This window comes from Streptomyces sp. NBC_00443 (genome assembly GCF_036014175.1).
Taxonomy (GTDB): domain Bacteria; phylum Actinomycetota; class Actinomycetes; order Streptomycetales; family Streptomycetaceae; genus Streptomyces.
Window position 1 is genome coordinate 1,631,217 of the sequence record NZ_CP107917.1, and the last position, 22,455, is coordinate 1,653,671.

At 72.3% G+C, this 22,455-nt stretch carries 18 protein-coding genes, 1 pseudogene and 1 riboswitch; of the genes and pseudogenes, 3 read left to right on the top strand and 16 right to left on the bottom strand.

Going from position 1 to position 22,455, the window contains the following annotated elements; translation table 11 throughout:
- Positions 1-27 precede the first annotated feature (27 nt).
- The 14 genes and pseudogenes from OHO27_RS07390 to OHO27_RS07455 form a co-directional block, all read right to left on the bottom strand.
- Entirely contained in the window at positions 28-1,215 is a 1,188-nt protein-coding gene (locus tag OHO27_RS07390) for a cytochrome P450 (RefSeq protein ID WP_328421473.1), read from the bottom strand.
- Positions 1,212-2,612 carry an alkaline phosphatase family protein gene (locus OHO27_RS07395; RefSeq protein ID WP_328421475.1) on the bottom strand — a complete coding sequence of 467 codons (1,401 nt, stop codon included), beginning with the start codon at positions 2,610-2,612 and terminating at the stop codon, positions 1,212-1,214. The genes OHO27_RS07390 and OHO27_RS07395 overlap by 4 nt, the downstream gene beginning before the upstream one ends.
- Positions 2,609-3,766, bottom strand: a complete 1,158-nt coding sequence (gene eboE / locus OHO27_RS07400; protein ID WP_328421477.1) for a metabolite traffic protein EboE — start codon at positions 3,764-3,766, stop codon at positions 2,609-2,611. The genes OHO27_RS07395 and eboE overlap by 4 nt, the downstream gene beginning before the upstream one ends.
- A gap of 7 nt (positions 3,767-3,773) precedes the next feature.
- A complete protein-coding gene (locus OHO27_RS07405; RefSeq protein WP_328421479.1) occupies positions 3,774-4,628 on the bottom strand; it encodes a TatD family hydrolase in 855 nt (284 codons plus the stop codon).
- A 2-nt stretch (positions 4,629-4,630) separates the two neighbouring features.
- Positions 4,631-5,305 (bottom strand): EboA domain-containing protein, encoded by a 675-nt coding sequence (locus tag OHO27_RS07410; RefSeq protein WP_328421481.1) that lies wholly within the window; start codon positions 5,303-5,305, stop codon positions 4,631-4,633.
- 70 nt (positions 5,306-5,375) lie between these two features.
- Positions 5,376-6,248, bottom strand: coding sequence for a sugar phosphate isomerase/epimerase family protein (locus OHO27_RS07415; protein ID WP_328421483.1), 873 nt, complete (start codon positions 6,246-6,248; stop codon positions 5,376-5,378).
- Between the two features lie 33 nt (positions 6,249-6,281).
- Complete coding sequence (locus OHO27_RS07420) at positions 6,282-7,346, bottom strand: SCO3242 family prenyltransferase (protein ID WP_328421485.1); 1,065 nt, start codon at positions 7,344-7,346, stop codon at positions 6,282-6,284.
- A gap of 137 nt (positions 7,347-7,483) precedes the next feature.
- Positions 7,484-8,896 carry a phytoene desaturase family protein gene (locus tag OHO27_RS07425; RefSeq protein WP_328421487.1) on the bottom strand — a complete coding sequence of 471 codons (1,413 nt, stop codon included), beginning with the start codon at positions 8,894-8,896 and terminating at the stop codon, positions 7,484-7,486.
- A gap of 140 nt (positions 8,897-9,036) precedes the next feature.
- On the bottom strand, positions 9,037-9,882 hold the full coding sequence (locus tag OHO27_RS07430) for an inositol monophosphatase family protein (protein ID WP_328421489.1): 846 nt from the start codon (positions 9,880-9,882) through the stop codon (positions 9,037-9,039).
- 148 nt (positions 9,883-10,030) lie between these two features.
- Positions 10,031-11,857 (bottom strand): gamma-glutamyltransferase family protein, encoded by a 1,827-nt coding sequence (locus OHO27_RS07435; protein ID WP_328421491.1) that lies wholly within the window; start codon positions 11,855-11,857, stop codon positions 10,031-10,033.
- A gap of 128 nt (positions 11,858-11,985) precedes the next feature.
- Positions 11,986-12,345 carry a (2Fe-2S) ferredoxin domain-containing protein gene (locus OHO27_RS07440; protein WP_328421493.1) on the bottom strand — a complete coding sequence of 120 codons (360 nt, stop codon included), beginning with the start codon at positions 12,343-12,345 and terminating at the stop codon, positions 11,986-11,988.
- A 1-nt stretch (position 12,346) separates the two neighbouring features.
- The gene (locus OHO27_RS07445; protein WP_328421495.1) at positions 12,347-13,129 is read right to left on the bottom strand and encodes an ABC transporter ATP-binding protein; all 783 of its coding nucleotides are present in this window, start codon (positions 13,127-13,129) and stop codon (positions 12,347-12,349) included.
- Positions 13,126-14,141, bottom strand: a pseudogene (locus tag OHO27_RS07450) (FecCD family ABC transporter permease). Before OHO27_RS07450 ends, OHO27_RS07445 begins: the two are co-directional and overlap by 4 nt.
- Positions 14,138-15,199 (bottom strand): ABC transporter substrate-binding protein, encoded by a 1,062-nt coding sequence (locus OHO27_RS07455; protein WP_328421497.1) that lies wholly within the window; start codon positions 15,197-15,199, stop codon positions 14,138-14,140. The pseudogene OHO27_RS07450 and the gene OHO27_RS07455 overlap by 4 nt, the downstream one beginning before the upstream one ends.
- A gap of 60 nt (positions 15,200-15,259) precedes the next feature.
- Positions 15,260-15,440, bottom strand: a riboswitch (cobalamin riboswitch).
- A gap of 142 nt (positions 15,441-15,582) precedes the next feature.
- On the opposite strand from OHO27_RS07455, the gene OHO27_RS07460 reads away from it, so the two are divergent.
- Genes OHO27_RS07460 through meaB form a run of 3 tightly spaced genes read left to right on the top strand, consistent with a single transcriptional unit; the run spans position 15,583 to position 20,611 of the window.
- On the top strand, positions 15,583-17,385 hold the full coding sequence (locus OHO27_RS07460; protein ID WP_328421499.1) for a methylmalonyl-CoA mutase subunit beta: 1,803 nt from the start codon (positions 15,583-15,585) through the stop codon (positions 17,383-17,385).
- Positions 17,385-19,559, top strand: coding sequence for a methylmalonyl-CoA mutase (scpA, locus tag OHO27_RS07465; RefSeq protein WP_328421501.1), 2,175 nt, complete (start codon positions 17,385-17,387; stop codon positions 19,557-19,559). Before OHO27_RS07460 ends, scpA begins: the two co-directional genes overlap by 1 nt.
- Positions 19,556-20,611, top strand: coding sequence for a methylmalonyl Co-A mutase-associated GTPase MeaB (gene meaB / locus OHO27_RS07470; RefSeq protein ID WP_328421503.1), 1,056 nt, complete (start codon positions 19,556-19,558; stop codon positions 20,609-20,611). Before scpA ends, meaB begins: the two co-directional genes overlap by 4 nt.
- On the opposite strand, the gene OHO27_RS07475 is transcribed toward meaB, so the two are convergent.
- Entirely contained in the window at positions 20,560-21,249 is a 690-nt protein-coding gene (locus OHO27_RS07475) for a response regulator transcription factor (RefSeq protein WP_328421505.1), read from the bottom strand. The two genes, meaB and OHO27_RS07475, sit on opposite strands and share 52 nt — an antisense overlap.
- Complete coding sequence (locus tag OHO27_RS07480; protein ID WP_328421507.1) at positions 21,246-22,349, bottom strand: sensor histidine kinase; 1,104 nt, start codon at positions 22,347-22,349, stop codon at positions 21,246-21,248. The genes OHO27_RS07475 and OHO27_RS07480 overlap by 4 nt, the downstream gene beginning before the upstream one ends.
- Between the last annotated feature and the right edge of the window lie 106 nt (positions 22,350-22,455).

Consider the following 22,455-nt stretch of genomic DNA (forward strand, 5'->3'; position numbering starts at 1 on the left):
ATAGCAGCCGTGAGCACCGCCCGCCGGTCATGACCAGGCGACCGGCAGCGAGCGCACCCCGTGGACCGTGCTCGTCGACAGGGCGAGCGACTCGGGCGAGGACGTCATGCGCAGGTTCGGGAGCCTGCGGAACAAGGCGGACAGGCCGAGGCGGAGTTCGGCGCGGGCCAGTGACTGGCCGAGGCACTGGTGCAGGCCGTGCCCGAAGGCGACGTGGCCGCTCGTGTCCCGGTGGACGTCGAGGGCGTCGGGGTCGGCGTACGCGGACGGGTCGCGGTTGGCGGTCTGCAACGCCACCACCACCCCCTCTCCCGCGCGGACGCGGACGCCGGACAGGTCGACGTCCTGCGTGGCGACCCGCCGTATCCCGGAGTGGATGACGGTCAGATGGCGCAGGAGTTCCTCCACCGCGCCCGGCCACAGGGAGGCGTCGGCGCGCAGTGCGTCCAGCCCCGCGGGGTTGTGCAGCAGGGCGATCACCGCCAACGGGAACATGTTCGCCGTCGTCTCGTGGCCGGCCAGGAGGAGCAAGGAGACCATGCCCGTGGCCTCGTCGAGTGTGGCTTCGCCGGTCGCGACACGTTCCGTGGCCAGACGGGAGATCAGGTCGTCGGCGGGGTCGTCCGTGCGCCGCTCGATGAGGGCGCGCAGATAGCCGTAGAGCGCCATGCGGGCGGCCATCGCCTCGGCCGGGTCGCCGGCGACGCTGGTCAGGGCGTTGGACTTCTCGCGGAAGAAGCCGTGGTCCTCGTAGGGCACGCCGAGCAGTTCGCAGATGGCGAGGGTGGGCAGGGGCAGGGCGTACGAGGCGACCAGGTCCGCCTCCGTCGCCTCGCCGCCGGTCATCGCGTCCAGGAGGTCGTCGCAGATCCGCTGGATGGCACCGTCCAGCTGCTCGATGCGCCGGAAGGTGAAGTCGGGGATCAGCATGCGGCGTAGCCGGGTGTGGTCCGGCGGGTCCATCTGGTGGAAGAGGCCGGGGGCCTGCGGCGGAGCGCCGGGGCGGGTGTGCGGGAAGCCGGGCTGGTTGGCGTCCGCGCTGAAACGCTCGTCGGCCAGGACCGCACGGGCGTCCTCGTACCGGGTGATCAGCCAGGGGCTGTTGTCGCCCCAGATCGTGACCCGGCGGATCGGCTCCTCGGACTGCCACTTGGCGTATTCGGTGGCCGGGTCGAGCAGGGGGCGGGTGGTGGGGAGGGGCGGGTGGATCGTCACTTCTGCGTTCCTTCCGTGGGCAGGCCCGCGAGGCCCAGCAGCAGCGACTTGACCTCCGTCGCCGCGTACGCCTCCCTCGCCCGGTCCGGCTCCGAACACAGCAGTACGGGGCCGTGGTCGGGGTCGGCGGGCAGGCGGCCGTGGCTGCCGCGGACGCCGGACGGGTTCAGCGGGACCGTCTTGAGGCGGTAGCGGAAGCCGAGCTTCTTGCGGGCGACCTGCCCGACGGCGCGCAGCTTCACCGCCGGGACGGTCCCGTCGTAGAGCAGCTCGGCGGGGTCGTAGCCGGGCTTGCGGTGGATCTCTACCTGGCGGGCGAAGTCGGGGGCCCGTTCGTCGTCCAGCCAGTAGTAGTACGTGAACCAGGCGTCGGGGTCGGCGAGTGCGACGAGCTCGCCCGAGCGCTCGTGGTCCAGGCCGTGGGCCGCCTTGCCTACGGCGTCCAACACCTGCTCCACACCGTCGAGTTCACCGACCAGCTTTGCGACCGCGTCGACGTCGGCCGGGTCGCGGACGTAGACGTGGGCGACCTGGTGGTCGGCGACCGCGAAGGCACGCGAGGTCCAGGGGTCGAGGTACTCCATGCCGTCCTGCGTGTACACCTCCAGCAGGCCTGCCCGGCGCAGGGCGCGGTTGATGTCGACCGGGCGGGCAACGGGCGTGATGCCGTACTCGCTGAGCGCGACGACGGTGGCGCCCTCGCTCAGGAAGTGGTCGATCAACGGGCGCAGGGCGTCGTCGAGTCGACGGGCCGCGGCGAGGGCGGCTGGCGAGTCGGGGCCGGAGCGCTGGGGCTCGTAGTCCATCTGCGGGATGTAGACGAGCGTGAGGTCGGGGCGGTGTTCGTCGAAGACCTGGCGGGCGGCGGCCAGGATCCACTGGGTGGAGGGCATGCCCGCGTTCGGGCCCCAGTAGGTGAAGAGGGGGAACGGGCCGAGCCGGTCGGTGAGTTCGTCGTGCAGGGACGGCGGCCAGGTGTAGCAGTCGGGTTCCTTGCGGCCGTCGGAGTAGTAGACGGGGCGCGGGGTGACCGTCCAGTCGACGTCGGCGCCCATCGCGTACCACCAGCAGATGTTGGCGACCTTGTAGTCGGGGTTCGACCTGCGGGCCGTCTCCCAGATCTTCTCGCCGCCGACGAGCGCGTTGTGCTGGCGCCACAGCATGACTTCGCCGAGGTCGCGGAAGTACCAGCCGTTGGCCACGGCGCCGTGCGTGGCCGGGGGTTCGCCGGTGAGCAGGGTGGACTGGACGGTGCAGGTCACGGCGGGGAGCACGGTGTCGAGGCGGGACTGGAAGCCGCGCTCACCGAGGGCGGCGACGGCGGGCATGTGCTGGAGGAGGTTCGGGGTCAGGCCGACGATGTCGAGTACGACCACGCGGTTCGCCGGTGCGGTCATGAGGGGTCCTCCTTGAGGCCGAGGCCGGTCAGCCGGTCCCGGGCCCAGGCGAGTTCGGCGGCGATGCCGCCGGGCAGGTCGGTGGGCGGTTCGGGGAGGACGGACCACGTGTAGGTCTCGACCTCGATGTGGTCGCAGCCGGCCGAGGCCCCGCCCAGCAGTCCGGCGAGGACCTGGTCGAGCTGGTCGGCGGTGGTGCGCAGCGGGGGTTCGGGCTCGGTGTGCAGCGGGGCGTGGAAGTGGACGCGCCAGGGCCCGCCGTCGTCGGGGAGGTCGCCGCCGAGGGCGTCCGGGAGGTCGTCGACGGCCAGGATCTCGCCGTCGGCCGGTGTGCGGGTCTGGTGCAGGAACCGGGGTTCGGCGAGCCGGTGCAGGGCCGCGCGGGCGGCCGGGTCGGCCGGGTGCTCGGCCTCCACCGCGCAGGACGCCTGGAGCTTGACCACGGGCAGCCCGGCCTCCGCGAGCCGCCGTAGCGCCTCGGCCGGCTCCTCGAACTGCACGGCGAGATGGCAGGCGTCGAGGCAGATGCCGAGCCGGTCGGGGTCCAGCCCGCCCAGTTCCCGTACCGCCTGGGTGGTGGTCTCGACGACGCACCCGGGTTCCGGTTCGAAGCCGACGCGGATACGGCGGCCCGTCCACGCCTCCAGTGCGGCGAGCCCGGTGGCCAGCCGGTCCAGGGCGTGCCGGGCCTCGTCGGCACAGGGCGGCGTCCACGGAGTGCGCCACGCCAGCGGCAGGGTGGAGACGCTGCCGTGTCCGACGTCGTCCGGGAGGAGCGCGGCGAGGACGCGGGCGCAGTCCAGGGTGTACTTCAGCCGGGCCTCGTCGGCCCAGTCGGGCAGGTAGACGTCCTTCTTGACGACCTCGCGGTGGAAACCGGCGTACGGGAAGGCGTTGAGGGTGACGGTCTCCAGACCGCGTGCCCGCAGCTCTGCCTTCAGCCGTTCCAACGACCCTTCGTCGTCTGCGAGTTCGGTGACCACGGGGCGCGCCAGCCACAGCCCGATACCGAGCCGGTCGGCGCCGAGACGCTCACGCACGGGTTCGGCGTACTGCGCGAGCTGGGTGATCACACCCTGGAGGTCCTCCGCCTGGTGGACGTTGCTGCAGTAGCCGAGGTGGACGGTCGTACCGTCCGGATGCAGGAAGCGCATGCGATGCTCACGCTCCCCCGCGGCGTATGGAGTTGCCCTGGAAGGTGGCCGCCTCGTCCGGCTTGGGCTCCTCCAGCTCCAGGCGCCCGCTCTGGCCGTAGAAGGCGACCGGGTTGCGCCACAGCACCTCGTCGACGGTGTCGTCACCGAACCCGGCGGCGAGCATGGCGTCGGCGGTCTTCCGCGTCTTCAGCGGGTCCGAACGCCCCCAGTCGGCGGCCGAGTTGACGAGCACCCGTTGCGTCCCGTGCTCCTTGAGGATCTCGACCATCCGGTCCTCGCTCATCTTGGTCTTCGGGTAGATCGAGAAACCGGCCCAGCAGCCGCTGTCGAGGACCATGCCGACGGTGAGCTCGTTGAGGTGGTCGAGGACGACGAGTTCGGGGGCGATGCCCGACTCCCGTACGACGTCCAGGGTGCGCCGGGTGCCGGCGGCCTTGTCGCGGTGCGGGGTGTGCACGAGGGCGGGCAGCTCGTGCACGACGGCGAGCTGGAGCTGCCGGGCGAGCGCCTCGTCCTCCTCCGGCGTCATCGAGTCGTAGCCGATCTCGCCGACGGCGACGACCCGGTCCTTGGCGAGGTAACGGTCCAGTTCGTCGAGGACCGGGAGGCAGCGGGGGTCGTTCGCCTCCTTCGGGTTGAGCGCGATGGTGCAGAAGTGCTGGATGCCGAACTGGGCGGCGCGGTGCGGCTCCCAGCCCAGCAGCCCGTCGAAGTAGTCGTAGAAGCTCTCGGGCGAGGTGCGGGGCTGCCCCAGCCAGAAGGCGGGCTCGACGACTGCGCGCACCCCGGCGGCGTACATCGCCTCGTAGTCGTCGGTCGTCCGGGAGGTCATGTGGATGTGGGGGTCGAAGATGCGCACGGTCAGCCCTCTTCCTTGAGTGCCTGGTGGAGTTCCGCGCCGATGACGTCCGGGAAGGCACGGACGACGGGCACGATGTCCTGGGGTACGTCCCGCCCCGCGACGATCCGCTCGTGGGCGAAGTCGGCGAGCATGCGGGCCAGTTCACGGTCCGCGCGTGCGTCGAGGCCGGTGACGCGGTCGAGCGGGATCTCGCAGAAGACGCACTTCAGTACGGCCTGGCGGTACTCGGCGTCCGGAAGGTGCGCGGCGGCGTACGGGCCGAGGGCGGCCTCGATCAGGGTGGTGTCGTTGCCGCGCAGGGTTTCCCGTACCAGGGGCAGCGCGAGATCGCCCAGGCCGAGCAGCGGCAGGGTGCGCAGGACGGCGCGCTGCTCCGCCGGGTCGCCGTGCCGGTGGAGGCGGGCGATCTCGTCGGCGAGGGCATGGCCGCCCAGGGGCAGTGCGGTGAGCAGGACGGCCCGGGCGGCCTCGTCGACGGTCCAGTACTCGGTGAGGCGGGCGTGTCCGCAGCGCCTTCGGGCGGCGGGGAAGAGGCGCCGTACGGCGGCGGGTTCGGCGGCGACCTTGGCGGCGCTGTCGTCCAGCCAGGTGCGGGCGGTGGGGTCCAGTACGTCGGTCAGGGTGGGGTGGGGGTGGTCCGGCGGGGCCGTGGAGGAACCGGTTGTGACAACCATGGGGGACAACTTCCGGGAAGGTGGGACGAGTCGAGCCAGAAGGAGGAGGGAGGGAGAACAGAGCGGGGGGCTAGACGCGCTTGCCGGCCCGTTCGGCCGCGCGCAGGAACTCGATGGAGCGGCGGGCGACCTCGGGCGCGTCGAGCGAGCCGCCCTGGATCTCCACGGAGACCAGGCCGCGGTGGTTCAGATCGCGCAGGGCATCCAGCACTGGCGGGAAGTCGATCTCCCCGGCGCCGAATTCGAGGTGCTGGTGGATGCCGCGCCGCATGTCCTCGATCTGCACGTTGCGCAGGAGCGGTGCCGCCTGGTGCACGCAGTCGAGCACGGAACGTTCCTCCACGCAGTGCGCGTGGCCGACGTCGAGGGTGACGCCGAACAGCTCGTGCCCGCCGACCAGTCGGGCGAGGTGCAGACAGCGCTCGACGGTGTCGACGAACATGTACGGCTCCGGCTCGAAGGCCAGCGCCACCCCGTACTTCTCCGCTGTCTCCAGCACGGTTTCGACACCGTCCGCGAGCCGCTTCCACGCGTCCCGCTCCGGCAGCCCCTCGGGCGCGGGGCCGCTGCACAGATGGACGGTGGGCGAGCCCAGGTCGGCGGCGATGCGCAGGGCGCGGCGCAGCAGGTCGATCCTGAGCTCGGAGCCGTCGGACATCAGCGTGGGCAGATGCTTGCCCCAGGGGTCGAGGAAGTACGGCGCTCCGGTCTCCACCGTCACCTCGAGGCCGTGCCGCGCGAGCTGCCGCGCGAGGGCGGTGACACGCCGGGGCAGATCGTCGGCGTACGGGTCGAGGTGGCCGTGGTCGAGGGTGAGGGCGACGCCGTCGTAGCCGAGGTCGGCGAGGACGACGAGGACGTCGGTCAGCCGGTGGTGGGTGAAGCCGTTGGTGCCGTAGCCGAACTTGAGATCGGTGCCGAGATCGGTGGGGGGACATCTCATGGTGCCGGTTCCTCACACGGAGGGTGGGGGGTCTCAGGTGGGGGATATGCGCCGGGCGCGCCGTCGCGCGAGGGGGTGGACGACGCCGAGCGCCGCGGCGACGGCCGGTGCCCCGGCGCGTGCGGTCAGCGCCGCCTGAAGGGGCATCAGCCCGATGATCCCGGCTCCGACGGCCCGCCGTACGTTCTCGGCTGAGGGCTTTTGCACGGCACGGACTTGGGCAGCACCGTAGCTGCCGAGGTATGCCAGAGCACCGGCGGTGGTGACGGCAGTCCGGAGTCCGTCGGAGCGGGCGGCAACAGCAACGCCCCTGAGGGGCGCGGGGCTGTGTCGAATTGCGGCTCCGCCGCGGGGCGCGACCAGCCCCAACGGCGCAGCAGACGCCTGCCGCCCCTTCTCGGCACTTCCCGTGGCGACTCGGGCAACCGGAACAGCCGTTGCGATGGCCGCAGCCGCTGACACCGCAAGCGTCCCGACCGGAACCCGCACGGGCGCACCACCGATCTCGTGCCGGCTGAGCGCCATCAACGTGCCGGTATGGACGCCGACCAGCCCGGCGGGCACGGCGGCCCGACGAAGCGCGACGCCGACCGATTCCGCACCGGCCCCGGGCACAACCGCTCCCGCCAGAACGTCCAGAACCCGAGCCCCCGCCATCACGACGCCGCGCGCCGACGTGGACTTGAGCTTCAGGTCATACGCCCAGATCAGCCCGGCCAAGGGCAGCGCAGCGCCCACGCTGCGGCGACCCCCCGCGACGGCCGCAAGGCCGAGCCCCGCCGCGGTGAGCCCGCCGGCCACGGCGAGGGCGGTACGCCGGGGAATCCGACCCGACGGCACCGGTCGTTCGGGCCGCTCGACGGAGTCGACCGTGGCGTCGGCGTAGTCGTTGAGGGCCATGCCGGCCCAGTAGAGGCACACGGAGGGACCGATCACGCCGAACGTACGGGCGCCCAGTGGACGTCCGGCGGCGGTCGCTCCCGCGATCACGTCACCGGGGACACTCAGCGCGGCCGGCGCCCTGACAAGCTGCGCGAGGTCGGTGAGGCGCACGGCAGACCGGGATCCGAAGCGGACAACCGCTTTCCGATCTTTCATGGCCGCACCCTACTCGGGGGCTGTTGACCCTTCAGGTACCTACCCCCCGGTAAGGGAAGTGACAAAGAGAACACGGATTTCTCTTACCGCGAGGTCCGAACTACCGGTAAAGGTGGGTCGTTTGAGCAGGCTCGGTCTCAGGGCTCCTGCCGCAGCCGCCGCCACACCGCCTTGGCCGCGTTGTGCCCGGACATGCCGTGCACGCCGGGGCCGGGCGGGGTCGCCGACGAGCAGATGAAGACCGCCGGGTGCGGGGTGCGGTAGGGGAAGAGCGACAGCTTGGGGCGCAGCAGGAGTTGGAGTCCGGAGGCCGCGCCGGAGCCGATGTCGCCGCCGACGTAGTTGGCGTTGCGGGCGACGAGTTCGGCCGGGCCGGCCGTCGCGCGGGCGAGGACGCGGTCGCGGAACCCCGGGGCGTAGCGCTCCAGTTGACGTTCGAGGGCGTCCGTGAGGTCTCCGGTCCAGCCGTTCGGTACGTGTCCGTACGCCCAGAAGACCTGCTTGCCCTCGGGGGCCCGGCTGGGGTCGACGACGCTGGGCTGCACCGTGATCATGAACGGCTTGCCGGGGGCCCGGCCCTCCCGGGACGCGGCGCGCAGTGCGGTGGCGATCTCCGCGCTGTTCCCGCCGAGCTGTACGGTGCCCGCGCGGCGGGCCTCCGGCGAGGTCCACGGCACCGGGCCGTCCAGCGCGTAGTCGATCTTGAAGACGCCGGGGCCGTAGCGATAGCCCTCGTAGTAGCGGCCGAAGCCGGCGATACGTGCCAGGGCCGTGGGTGAGGTGTCGAAGATGTAGGCGCGCGCGGGCGGCAGATCGTCGAGCCGCTTGACCTCGTAGTCGGTGTGGACGGCGCCGCCGAGGTCCTTGAGATAGGCGGTGAGGGCGTCGGAGATGGCCTGGGAGCCGCCGCGGGCCAGGGGCCAGCCGCGGGCGTGGGCGGCGAGGGCGAAGACCAGGCCGATGGCGCCGGTGGCGAAGCCGCCCAGTGGCGCCATGACGTGCGCGACGAGGCCGGCGAACAGGGTCCTGGCCCGCTCGTCGCGGAAGCGCCGCATCAGCCATGTCGACGGCGGCAGTCCGACCAGGCCGAACCGGGCGAGCGTGAGAGGGTCCCTGGGGAGTGCGGTGAGGGGCAGGGACATGAAGTCGCGGGCCAGGGTGTCCCACTTGCTCAGGAACGGATCCACCAGCCTGCGGTACGCGCCCGCGTCGCGCGGGCCGAAGGAGGCGGCGGTCTCGGCGACCGACCGGGCCAGCACGGCCGCGGTGCCGTCGGCGAAGGGGTGGGCCATGGGCAGCTCGGCGTGCAGCCACTCCAGGCCGTAGCGGTCGAGCGGCATGGTCCGGAACACGGGCGAGTTGATACCGAGGGGGTGTGCGGCGGAGCACGGGTCGTGCCGGAAGCCGGGGAGGGTCAGCTCCTCGGTGCGGGCTCCTCCACCGACCGTGTTACGTGCCTCGAACACGGCCACGGAGAAGCCGCGACGGGCCAGCTCCACGGCAGCGGTCAGTCCGTTCGGCCCCGCACCCACCACGACCGCATCGAGCATCGACGGCACCTTCGGACTCCTTCGTCAGCCGATGGCCTTGAAGGATCAGGATATGCCGGGGCACCGACAGAGCAGGGTGCGGTGCCTCACCCAGGGGCGGGGACTGCGACGAAGTGCGGCTGGACCGAGCGCTCGGACGATCAGATTTCCGCCGAGAGCAGTCCCGCCACCCGGCGCGCCGTGGCCGCGGCCCGGGCCGCGGTGAACGGCAGTGCGTTGCCGCCCGTGATGCGGAACGGTTCGCCCGTGCGGGTCAGGTGGGCGCCGCCCGCCTCCTCGACCAGGAGGATGCCCGCCGCGTGATCCCAGGCGGCCTCCCAGCTGAACGCGGTCGCGTCCAACTCACCCCGGGCGACGGCGAGATACTCCAGCCCCGCCGAACCGCAGGCGCGGGGCCGCACGCCCTCGGTCCACAGGCCGAGCAGCGCCTGCTTCTGCTCGTCGGTCGTGTAGTCCGGATGGGACGTGGCCACCCGCAGGTCGCGGCCGGGATCCGGGGCGCCGCAGTGCAGTCGCTCACCGTCGAAGAAGGCGCCCTTGCCCCTTACCGCCGTGGCCAGTTGGTCGCGGGCCGGGGCGTAGGTCCAGGAGGCGAGCAGGACTCCGTGCCGGGCGAGCGCGACCAGGGTGCAGAAGCCGTCGTCTCCGTGCACGAACTGGCGGGTGCCGTCGACGGGGTCGACGATCCAGACCGGGGCGTCGCCGCGTATCGCGTCGTACGACGCCGGGTTCGCGTGCACCGCCTCCTCGCCGACGACGACCGAGCCGGGCAGGAGTGCGCCGAGCGCCTCGGTGAGGTACTGCTCGGCGAGCCGGTCGGCGTCGGTCACCAGGTCGTGCGGTCCGCTCTTCTGGTCGACCTCGTGTGCGGCGAGCTGCCGGAAGCGGGGCATGATCTCGGTCGCGGCCGCCTTGCGGACCGCTTCTTCCACGTCTGCCGCGTGCTGTGCGAGAAACTCGTCGATGGTTTCGTTGTTTTCGATCACCCCTCCATAAGAGCACGTCCCACTGACAACCCCCGCCCGCCCGATGGACGCAGGATGGCATCGACGTGAACTCGTGGTGCCGGTATCGGCAGGTCAGAGGCCTGTTCTCGGGCGGTTCGGCGACGCGGGCGCGCTGCCGGGCGCGTCCTCAGCGGCCGACCGCGTACCCCTGCATCCCCCGCGGATTGGCCGCCGCCGACAGGACGCCGGTCTCCGGATCCCTGGCGACGGCGCAGAGCCGGCCCTCCGACCAGTCGTCACCGACGGTCACCTCGTGACCACGCCGGCGCAGCTCCTCCACCACCTCGGCGTCCGTCCGGGACTCGACCGTGACGCTCCCCGGTCGCATGCCGCGCGGGTGGAAGGAGCCGGGGAAGCTGTCGTTGTGCCAGTTCGGGGCGTCGATCGCGCCCTGGAGGTCGAGGCCGCCGCGGACCGGGGCGCGCAGGGCGACGGCGAGGAGGAAGTGCAGCTGCCACTGGTCCTGCTGGTCCCCGCCGGGCGTGCCGAAGGCCATGACGGGCACGCCGTCGCGCAGGGCGATGGAGGGTGTGAGGGTGGTGCGGGGCCGGCGGCCCGGGGCCAGCGAGTTCGGCAGGCCCTCCTCCAGCCAGGTCATCTGCAGCCGGGTACCGAGCGGGAAGCCCAGTTCGGGCACGACGGGGTTGGACTGGAGCCAGCCGCCGCTGGGCGTGGCCGCGATCATGTTGCCCCAGCGGTCGACGACGTCGAGATGGCAGGTGTCGCCTCGGGTGCCTCCGTCGGCGGCGACCTCGGGCTCGCCCGGCACCGGGGAGGTCGGTCGCTTGGCGACGGTCGGTTCCCCGCCGCCCAGCGCGTCGAGGCCTGGCCCTGCGGTGGCCGCCACGCGCGCGTGCGCGCACAGTCGCGGGGCGAGGCCGCCCGGACTGCCGGGCCGCAGCTCATGGGAGGCCTTCTCGCCGACCAGCTCCCGCCGGGCGGCGTTGTACCGGTCGGACAGCAGCTCGGCGAGCGGTACGTCGGCCGCGTCGCCGTACCAGGCCTCCCGGTCGGCCATGGCCAGCTTGCAGCCCTCGATCAGCAGATGGACGTACTCGGCGGACCCGTACCGGGGCAGCTCGGGCGGGAGCAGCGCGAGCTGCTGGAGGAGGACCGGGCCCTGGCTCCAGGGGCCGGCCTTGCACACGGTCCAGCCGTTCCAGTCGTACGTCGCCGGCGCCTCGTAGGTCGCGGACCAGCCGGCGAGGTCGGCCGCCGTGAGCGTGCCGGAGTGCCGCTCGCCGCTGGTGTCCATGGTGGGGCGCCGGGCCTGTCGTACGAGGGCCTCGGCGATGAAGCCGGACCGCCACACCTCCCGCGCGGCCTCGATCTGCGCGACCCGGTCCCCGGCTCCGGAGACCTCGTCGAGCAGCCGCTTCCAGGTGGCGGCGAGGGCGGGATTGCGGGACAGCTCCCCGGGCCGGGGCGCCTTCCCGTCCCGCAGGTAGACCTCGGCCGACGACGGCCACTCCGTCTCGAACAGCTCCCGCACGGTCTCGACGGTCTCGCCGACCCGCTCCACGGGCGCGTGCCCGTGTTCGGCGTAGCCGATGGCGTACTCGAGCACGTCGGCGAGGGTCCTGGTGCCGTGGTCCCGCAGCAGCAGCATCCAGGCGTCGAACGCGCCGGGCACGGCGGCGGCGAGCGGTCCGGTCCCGGGTACGAGGTCCAGCCCGAGCCCCCGGTAGTGCGCGACGGTCGCACCGGCGGGCGCCACGCCCTGCCCGCACACCACCCGCACCTCACCGCCCGCCGGGGCGATCAGGATCGGCACCTCACCGGCCGGGCCGTTGAGATGCGGCTCGACGACATGCAGCACGAAGGCGCCCGCCACGGCGGCGTCATACGCGTTGCCCCCGCCCTCCAGCACGGCCATCGCCGACTGGGAGGCGAGCCAGTGGGTGGAGGACGCCATGCCGAACGTGCCTTGGAGCGTGGGACGGGTGGTGAACATCGGGTCTGACACCTCGCTGTCGCGCGGACGGGTCCTTCCGATCTTCAGGGACTACCCGTTCGGGGTTCAACCCTCGGGCCGGGCCGGTTCGGTGGGAGTGGTGAGTGACCCGTGAGTGGCCCTCCGCTTCATCGTGCGCGCCCCGGCGGAGTGAAGGTGTACAGGTCGAGCACGTCGGGGCAGGGAGCGACGCCGGGGCCGCCGGCCCGGACCCAGGTGATGATGTCCTCGGTGGCTTCGGGGTCGTTGACGAGGCCGAGCCAGACGGGGCGGCCGCCCGCGGCGCGGCCTGCGGCGGAGGGCTGGACGACGATCACATTGGCGTGTTCGCACACGCCGAGGCACTCGGAGACGCGCACCGGCGCGTTCTCGGCGAGTCGCGCAGTCTGCTGCGCGTGATCGACTCCGGGCACCTTCGGGGTCCCGCAGCAGCAGTCCCGGCACACCACGATCCGGCTGGGCACCGGCTGTTGTGAAGGTGTCGGCACGTCAGCACCGCCCCACGGGGCCGACCGGCCGCAGGAAGCGGATCACCGGGTGGCCGGGGTCGTCGGTGACCTCGGCGCGGACGCCGTAGACCTGCTCGATGAGCGCCGGTGTCAGCACCTCGCGCGGGGTGCCCTCGGCGACCGCGCGGCCGGCGCGCAGCACGAGCAGGCGGTCGCAGTACATCGCGGCGAGGTTGAGGTCGTGCAGGGCGATCACGGTGGTGACCGGGAGGCTCGCGACGAGGGCCAGCAGGTCGAGTTGGTGCTGGATGTCGAGGTGGTTGGTGGGTTCGTCGAGGAGCAGCTCGCGGGGTTCCTGGGCGAGGGCGCGGGCGATCTGGGTGCGTTGGCGTTCGCCGCCGGAGAGGGTGTGCCAGGACTGGGCGGCCCGGTCGGTGAGGCCGGTGCGGGCGAGGGCAGCGGCGACGGCCTCGGCGTCGCCCGCCGTCGGTGGCGTCCAGGCACGGCGGTGCGGGATGCGGCCGAGGGCGACGACGTCGCGGACGGTCAGTTCGGTCTGGGTGTGGGCGTGCTGTTCGACGGTGGCGACACGCCGGGCGGTGGCCGCGCGGCCGACCTCGGGCAGCGGGCGTCCGTCCAGGGTGACGAGCCCGGCGGTGGGGGCGAGGACCCCGGCGAGGAGCCTCAAGAGGGTCGACTTGCCCGAGCCGTTGGGGCCGAGCAGGCCGACGGTCTCGCCGGGACTCAGGGTGAGGGTGACGCCGTCGACGACGACCTTGTCGGCGAGGCGCCGTACGACACGGTCCGTACGCAGGCTGGTCATGCCGCCGTCCTCCGCCCCCGGTAGAGCACGGCGATGAAGGCCGGTACGCCGATGAGGGACGTGACGACGCCCACGGGGACCTCCTGAGGGTCGAGGACGGTGCGGGCGGCGGTGTCCACCCACACCAGGAAGACGGCGCCGGTCAGTGCCGTGACCGGCAGCAGACGGGCGTGGCCGGAGCCGGTGAGGGCCCGGGTGGCGTGCGGCAGGACCAGGCCGACGAAGCCGATCGCGCCGGCGCAGCTGACCAGGGCGGCGGTGAGCAGCGCGGTCGCGCAGAGCAGGACCAGCCGGGTACGGGCGACGCGGACGCCGAGCCCGGCGGCGGCGTCGTCCCCGAAGGCGAAGGCGTCCAGGGTGCGGGCGTACCCGAGGCAGACGGCGAGGACGACGGCCAGTACGGCGGTGCACAGCAGCACCTGTCCCCAGTCGGCGCCGGTGAGCGAGCCCAGCAGCCAGAACAGCACGGCCCGGGTGGTGTCGGCGTCGGCGGAGGTCAGCACGATGAACGAGGTCAGCGCGGAGAACAGCTGCATGGCCGCGACCCCGGACAGCACGACCCGGTCCGTGCTGCCGCCGAGGACGTGGCTGAGCAGCAGCACCATGGCGAAGGAGAGCAGCGCGCCGAGGAAGGCGCCCGCCGACAGCGACACCACTCCCCGCCGACCCCCAGCACGACCACGGCGACCGCTCCCGTGGACGCACCGGAGGACACCCCGAGGACGAACGGATCGGCCAGCGGATTGCGCAGCAGCGACTGCATGACCGCCCCGCACACGGCGAGCCCGGCGCCGCACACCGCGGCGAGCAGCGTGCGCGGCATGCGCAGGTTCCACACGATGCCGTCGCGCAGCGGCGCCAACGTGCCCTCGCCAAGGCCGAGATGGGCGGCCACGGACGACCACACGTCGGCCGTGGAGATGTCGGCCGGCCCGATCGTCACGGCGACGGCGACCGACACGAGCAGCGCCGCCAGGCCGCCGAGGGCCAGCAGCGGCGTACGGACGCTCACTTGGCGCGTCCTGCGGACCCGGCGAGCCCGAAGTCGCGCAGGCCCGCGGCGACCTTCTCGATGCCTTCGACCGTGCGGATGGACGGATTCATCGCCTGCCCGCTGAGCAGGACGTACCGCTTCTTCTTCACCGCGGTCAGATTGCGGGTGGCGGGGTTGGTCTCCAGGAAGCGGACCTTGGCCTCGGCGGTCTCCGCGGTCTGCTGCTTGCGCGTGAGGTCGCCGATCACGATGACGTCGGGGTCGCGGTCGGCGACGGTCTCCCAGCCGATCTGGGGCCACTCGTCGTGGGTGTCGGCGAAGGCGTTCCGTGCGCCGACGGCGCGGGTGATGGCACCCGGCGCGCCGCAGCAGCCGGCGAGGTAGGGCGACTGGGAGTTGGCGAACCAGTACATGAGGGTGACATCGGAGGCGTCCAGCCCCGCGGTGGACTTACGCTGCCGCTCCTTCAGCTCGGCGACGAGCTTGTCGCCGCGCTCGGCGACGCCGAACGCGCGGGCCAGGTCGCGTATCTCGCCGTACACGGTGTCGAGGGTGAGCGGGGTGGAACGCGAGCCGTCGCCGCCGCTGCCGTTGTCCTTGCCCGCCGAGCAGTCGGAGGGCGAGACGTAGGTGGGCACGCCCAGCTTCTCGAACTGCTCGCGGGTGGCGACGCCGCCCTTGCCGAGGGTGGAGACGAAGGAGGAGGTCACGAAGTCGGGTTCGGTGTCCAGGACCTTCTCGAAGGAGGGCGCGTTGTCCGCGAGCCGCGGCACGGAGGCGTTCGCCTTCTCCAGGCCCTTCATCACCGGGTCGGTCCAGGTCGCCGTGCCGGCCACACGGTCGGCGAGGCCGAGGGAGAGCAGGATCTCGGTGGTGCCCTGGTTGAGGGACACGGCCCGCTTCGGGGGCGACTTCAGGGTGACTTCGTGGCCGCAGTTGTCGAGGGTGACGGGATAGCCCGCGGCGGCGGACTTCCCGGTGTCCTCGGTACTGCCGCTTCCCGAGCCGCCGCACGCGGTGAGCAGGAGGGCGGGTACGAGCAGCAGGGCAGCTGGACGGAGGGCGGAACGGTACACAGGCGTGCCTCGGTTGTCGGGGCTCGTACGCGGAGCCTGGCCTACGGACGTCCTCCGCGCGCGGGCGCGGAGGTGCCAGCAGGTCTTCGGACTCGGGTTCGTCCCGACGGGGCGCCTTCCCGGTCTCCCAGTGGCGTGCGTCTGTGCCCCGCCGGTCCCCCTCACCGCTGCGCGTCAGCTCCGGATTCGCACCGGATTCCCTGGCCTCGGGTGTGGCTCGACTGGCCTTAAGAGGCTATCAAGCCCAGCTTGCGGCCGGGTCGTTCGAGCGGGCACCCCGAGGGCCCGACAGGGCGCGGAGACCCAGGTCACAATCTGGAAGAGGGCAAGGTCACAGCCGTGCCCCCTGCTGCTCCTTTGATGATCTGACCTAGCATCCGAGCATGACGGTCCTGCCTGACGACGGGCTCTCGCTGGCCGCCGAGTTCCCTGACGCAACCCATGAGCAATGGCAACGCCTGGTGGAAGGCGTGCTGCGCAAGTCGGGCAAGGACGTCTCGGGCCCGGCTGCGGAAGACGCCCTGTCCACTGCGCTGGAGGACGGGCTGCGCACCCGCCCCCTCTACACCTCGCGCGAAGCCGCGCCCGATCCCGGCCTGCCCGGATTCGCCCCGTTCGTCCGCGGCGGTCGCGCCGAGGGCAGCACGGTCGGCGGCTGGGATCTGCGGCAGCGGCACACGGCGCTCACTGACGGCCTGGTGCTCGCGGACCTGGAGAACGGCGTCACCTCGCTCTGGCTGGTCCTCGGCGAGGGCGGCATCCCGGTGTCCTCGCTCGGCCGCGCACTGGAGGGCGTCTACCTCGACCTGGCCCCTGTCGTCCTCGACGCCGGCGCCGACGTGGAGTCCGCCGCGCGGGAGCTGCTGCGGCAGTACGAGGAGCGGGGCGTCGCCAAGGAGGCGGCGCGCGGCAACCTCGGCGCCGACCCGCTCGGCCACGAGGCCCGTACGGGCACGTCCGCACAGTTCGCGCCGGTCGCCTCGCTGGCGCGGCTGTGCGCCGGGGAGTACCCGGGGCTGCGGGCACTGACCGTGGACGCGCTGCCGTACCACGAGGCCGGCGGCTCGGCCGCCCAGGAGCTGGGCTCCTCGCTGGCGACCGGCGTCGCGTATCTGCGTGAGCTCACCGAGGCGGGCCTGACGGCCGAACAGGCCTGCGGCCAGTTGGAGTTCCGCTACTCGGCCACCGCCGACCAGTTCCTGACGATCGCCAAGCTGCGGGCCGCGCGCCGGCTGTGGGCACGGGTGACCGAGGTCTGCGGGGCACCCAGTGCTCAGGTGCAGCATGCCGTCACCTCGCCGGTGATGATGACGCGCCGGGACCCCTGGGTGAACATGCTGCGCACGACGGTCGCCACACTGGCCGCCGGGGTCGGCGGTGCCGACGCGGTGACCGTGCTGCCCTTCGACCACGCGCTCGGCCTGCCGGACGCGTTCGCGCGGCGCATCGCCCGCAACACCTCGACCATCCTCATCGAGGAGTCGCACCTCGCCCGGGTGATCGACCCGGCGGGCGGCTCCTGGTACGTGGAGGCCCTCACCGACGAACTGGCCCGGGCCGGCTGGGAGTTCTTCCAGCGGATCGAGCAGGCCGGCGGCCAGGCGGCCGCGTTGCGCTCCGGGCAGCTGGGCCAGGACCTGGCCGAGACGTGGGAGGCCCGTACCGGCAAGCTCGCCAAGCGACGCGAACCGATCACCGGCGTCAGCGAGTTCCCGAACCTGACCGAACCGGCCGTGGAGCGTGCGCCCGCGCCCGAGCCCAGGTCCGGGGGCCTCCCCCGGGTCCGCCGCGACGAGGCGTACGAGGCCCTGCGCGCCCGCTCCGACGCCCACCTGGCCGCGACCGGCTCCCGGCCCCGGATCTTCCTGGCCGCGCTCGGCCCGGCCGCCGCCCACACCGCACGCCTCACCTTCGCCTCGAACCTCTTCCAGGCGGGCGGCGTCGAGCCGGTCACCGGGGGCACCTTCGAGGAGAGCGGTGCCACGGAGGTGTGCCTGTGCTCGAGTGACGCCCTCTACGAGGAGCAGGCCGAGACGGTGGCCGCCGAGTTCAGGTCGGCGGGCGCCACGCATGTGTTCCTCGCGGGCCGCCCCGGGCAGTACACCGACGTCGACAGTTACGTCTTCGCGGGCTGTGACGCCGTCGCCGTGCTGTCCGCCACCCTCGACCGCATGGGAGTGTCCTGATGGGAATCCCCGACTTCTCCGGGATCGAGCTGGGGACCCCGGCCGCCGCGGGCGGCGCCGACGAGTGGCGTACGGCCGTCAAGCAGGCCACGGGCGGGGACGAGCCGCTGTGGGAGACCCCGGAAGGCATCGCGGTCAAGCCGCTGTACACCGGCCGTGACCTGGAGGGCCTGGACTTCCTGGGCACCCACCCGGGCATGGCGCCGTATCTGCGCGGCCCGTACCCGACGATGTACGTCAACCAGCCCTGGACGATCCGCCAGTACGCGGGCTTCTCCACCGCCGAGGAGTCCAACGCGTTCTACCGCCGCAACCTGGCCGCCGGCCAGAAGGGCCTGTCGGTCGCCTTCGACCTGCCGACCCACCGCGGCTACGACAGTGACCACCCGCGTGTGACGGGTGACGTCGGCATGGCGGGCGTGGCGATCGACTCGATCTACGACATGCGGCAGCTGTTCGACGGGATCCCGCTGGACAAGATGACCGTGTCGATGACGATGAACGGCGCCGTGCTGCCGGTGCTGGCGCTGTACATCGTGGCGGCGGAGGAGCAGGGCGTACCGCCCGAGAAGCTGGCCGGGACCATCCAGAACGACATCCTCAAGGAGTTCATGGTCCGCAACACCTACATCTATCCGCCGAAGCCGTCGATGCGGATCATCTCCGACATCTTCGCCTTCACCTCGCAGCGGATGCCGCGCTACAACTCCATCTCCATCTCCGGGTACCACATCCAGGAGGCCGGTGCCACGGCCGACCTGGAGCTGGCGTACACGCTCGCGGACGGCGTGGAGTACATCCGCGCGGGCCGTGAGGCCGGCCTGGACGTGGATGCGTTCGCGCCCCGGCTGTCGTTCTTCTGGGCGATCGGCATGAACTTCTTCATGGAGGTCGCCAAGCTGCGGGCGGCGCGGCTGCTGTGGGCGAAGCTGGTGAAGCAGTTCGACCCGCAGAACTCCAAGTCGCTGTCCCTGCGCACCCATTCGCAGACCTCGGGCTGGTCGCTGACCGCCCAGGACGTGTTCAACAACGTCACGCGCACGTGTGTCGAGGCGATGGCCGCGACGCAGGGCCACACCCAGTCGCTGCACACCAACGCCCTCGACGAGGCGCTCGCGCTGCCGACCGACTTCTCGGCCCGCATCGCACGCAACACCCAGCTGATGATCCAGCAGGAGTCGGGCACGACCCGGGTCATCGACCCGTGGGGCGGCAGCGCCTACGTGGAGAAGCTGACGTACGACCTCGCCCGCCGCGCCTGGCAGCACATCCAGGAGGTCGAGGCGGCGGGCGGCATGGCCAAGGCGATCGACGCCGGTATCCCCAAGCTGCGCATCGAGGAGGCCGCGGCCCGTACGCAGGCCCGCATCGACTCCGGACGGCAGCCGGTCATCGGCGTCAACAAGTACCGCGTCGACAGCGACGAGCAGATCGACGTGCTCAAGGTCGACAACACCTCGGTGCGCGCCCAGCAGATCGAGAAGCTGCGGCGGCTGCGCGCGGAGCGGGACGAGCAGGTCTGCCAGGACGCGCTGGACGCGCTCACCCGGGCCGCCGGCGGCGAGGGCAACCTGCTGGAGCTCGCGGTGAACGCGGCCCGCGCGAAGGCCACCGTCGGGGAGATCTCGGACGCCCTGGAGAAGGTCTACGGCCGGCACGCGAGCCAGATCCGTACCATCACCGGCGTGTACCGCAACGAAGCCGGGGAGTCGCCGTCCGTGGACCGCACCCGCACCCTCGTGTCCGACTTCGAGGAGGCCGAGGGCCGCCGCCCGCGCATCCTGGTCGCCAAGATGGGCCAGGACGGCCACGACCGCGGCCAGAAGGTGATCGCCACCGCCTTCGCCGACCTCGGCTTCGACGTCGACGTCGGCCCGCTGTTCCAGACCCCGGCCGAGGTGGCCCGCCAGGCCGTCGAGGCGGACGTGCACATCGTCGGGGTGTCGTCCCTGGCCGCCGGTCACCTCACGCTCGTACCGGCGCTCAAGGAGGCGCTGGCCGAGGAGGGCCGCGAGGACATCATGATCGTGGTCGGCGGGGTGATCCCGCCGCAGGACGTCGCGACGCTGCTGGAGATGGGCGCGGCTGCCGTCTTCCCGCCCGGGACGGTGATCCCGGACGCCGCGTACGACCTCGTAAGGCGGCTGGCGGCCGACCTCGGGCACGAACTGTGATCGATCTTGACACGTATGTGAAGGGTGTGCTCGACGGGAAGCGGGCGATCGTCGCGCGCGCCATCACGCTCGTCGAGTCCACCCGGCCGCAACACCGTGTGCTGGCCCAGCAGTTGCTGACCGAGCTGCTGCCGCACAGCGGGCGGGCTCGGCGGATCGGTGTCAGCGGGGTGCCGGGGGTCGGGAAGTCGACGTTCATCGACGCGTTCGGCACGATGCTCACCGATCTCGGCCACCGGGTCGCGGTGCTGGCCGTCGACCCGTCGTCCAGTCGTACGGGCGGTTCGATCCTGGGCGACAAGACGCGGATGGAGCGTCTGTCGGTCGACCCGGCCGCCTTTATCCGCCCCTCCCCCACCGCGGGCACGCTGGGCGGGGTCGCCAAGGCCACCCGCGAGTCGATCGTGGTCATGGAGGCCGCGGGCTATGACGTGGTGCTGGTGGAGACGGTCGGTGTCGGTCAGTCCGAGACGGCGGTCGCGAACATGGTCGACTCCTTCCTGCTGCTCACCCTGGCCCGCACGGGCGACCAGTTGCAGGGCATCAAGAAGGGTGTGCTGGAACTGGCCGACGTGCTCGCCGTCAACAAGGCGGACGGCCCGCACGAGCGTGACGCCCGGGCCGCCGCGCGCGAACTGTCGGGCGCGCTCAGGCTGATGCACGGCAAGGACGCCGCCTGGACGCCACCCGTCCTGCACTGCAGCGGACGCGAGGCGATCGGCCTGGACGGCGTGTGGGACCGCCTCGAACAGCACCGGACCCTGCTCGACTCCACCGGCCGCCTCGCCGCCAAGCGCCGTGACCAGCAGGTCGACTGGACGTGGACCATGGTCCGCGACGAACTCCTCGGCCGCCTGCACACCGACCCGGCGGTACGGGCACTCGCGCCGACGCTGGAGCAGCAGGTCAGAAACGGCGAGTTGACGGCGACGCTGGCCGCCGAGGGGATCCTCGCGGCATTCGAGGCCACGTCCTCGGGCCGCCCGTCGGGCCCGGGGGCTCAGCAAGCCGACGCGTCCGAACCCCGCGGCGCCACCAGCCCCGACTCATAGGCGAACACGACGAGTTGGGCCCGGTCGCGCGCCCCGAGCTTGGTCATCGCCCTGCTGATGTGGGTCTTCGCCGTGAACGGGCTGATCACCATGTGCGCGGCGATCTCCTCGTTGGTGAGACCGCGCGCCGCCAGCGCAGTCACCTCACGCTCGCGGCGGGTCAGGCACTCCAGGCCGGGGGCCGTTGCCCGGTCGGGAGGACGCGAGACGAACTCACCGATCAGGGTGCGGGTCACCGACGGCGACAGCAACGCCTCCCCGCCCGCGACCACCTCGATCGCCTGGAGCAGGTCGGCGGGCTCGGTGTCCTTCAGCAGGAACCCGCTCGCACCGGCCCGCAGCGCCTCGAAGACGTACTCGTCGTGGCCGTAGTTGGTGAGGATCACCACGCGGACGCTCGACAGGGCCGGGTCGGCGGCGATGTGGCGGGTCGCCTCGATGCCCGTCATCACCGGCATCTGTACGTCGATCAGCGCGATGTCGGGCACCTGCGCGCGGATCAGCGCCAGACCCCGCTCACCGTCCGCCGCCTCGCCGACCACCTCGATGCCGTCCTCGGCGTCCAGCAGGGCCCGGAAACCGGCCCGCATCAGCGCCTGGTCGTCGACGAGTACGACCCTGATCACACCGTCTGTCATCCCGTCTCCCCCACGGGCAGCCGTGCCCGCACCGTGAACCCGCCGCCCTCGCGCGGGGCTGCGTCCAGAGTGCCGCCGAGGGCCGTGACGCGTTCGCGCATGCCGGTCAGGCCGATGCCGGGGCTGGGCGGACGGGACGGGTCGGCGGCGCCGTCGTCCTCGACACATACCGTCAAGTCGCCGTCTGCGTAAGCAAGTTGCACACGCACCTTCGCCGGTCCCGCATGCCGGGCGGCGTTCGTCAGTGCCTCCTGGACGATGCGGTACATGGCCCGGTCGACCGTCGCCGGCAGTGGTCGTTCCGCTCCGGTCACCGTCAGGTCGACCGCGAGCCCCGCCGCCTGCGCACGCTCCACGAGCAGCGCCGGTGTGCCGGTCGACTCATCGGTGCGCAGTACCTCCAGCGTGGCGCGCAGCTCGCGCATGGCCTCGCCGCTCGCCTCCTGGATGGCGAGCAGCGCGGGCGGCACCTCCTCCCGGCGCTTACGGGCGAGGTGCACGGCGACGCCCGCCTGGAGCTTGACGATCGAGATGCTGTGCGTGAGGGAGTCGTGCAACTCCCTCGCGATCCGCAGGCGTTCCTCACCCGCCCTGCGCAACGCCGCCTCCTCCCGGGTGCGTTCTGCCTCCAGGGCGCGCTGCTCCGTCTGGCGCAGATACGCCTGCCAGTTGCGGTCGGCGAGGCCCGTCACCACCGCGCACAGGAACCAGCCGGCCAGCAGCAGCGCCTCCTGAGCGATGGAAGAGCTCGCCGAGCCCGCCGCCACATAGCCGCCGAGGAACAGCGCGGCGGTCGCCGCTGCCGTGCCCCGGTGTCCGGTCCGCGACGCCGTGTGCACCGCGCCCACGACGGGGATGGCCAGAGTCGCGGCGGGCCCGGCATGGAGCACTGCGGCGAGCAGAGCGCCGGTGGTGACGGCGAGGACCACGCGCGGGGCGGTGCGATGCGCGGCCAGGGCGAGCGAACCGACCGCGATCAGCGCGCAGTCGAGGAGCCCGGCGCGGTCGTCCGCCACGGCGGCGAGCAGCACGATCACGCCGACCACGACCCCGACGGCCGCGTCGACGAGCCGCTCGCGTGTGACCCTGTGCCCGCTCATGCCCGCACACTAGACGGCGCCACCGACAACGACGTCCCCCCTGTGGACGGCTCTGCGACTACTCCCCACGCAGTAGTGCCCGGCACCCGCCCGCCCCGCCGTCGCA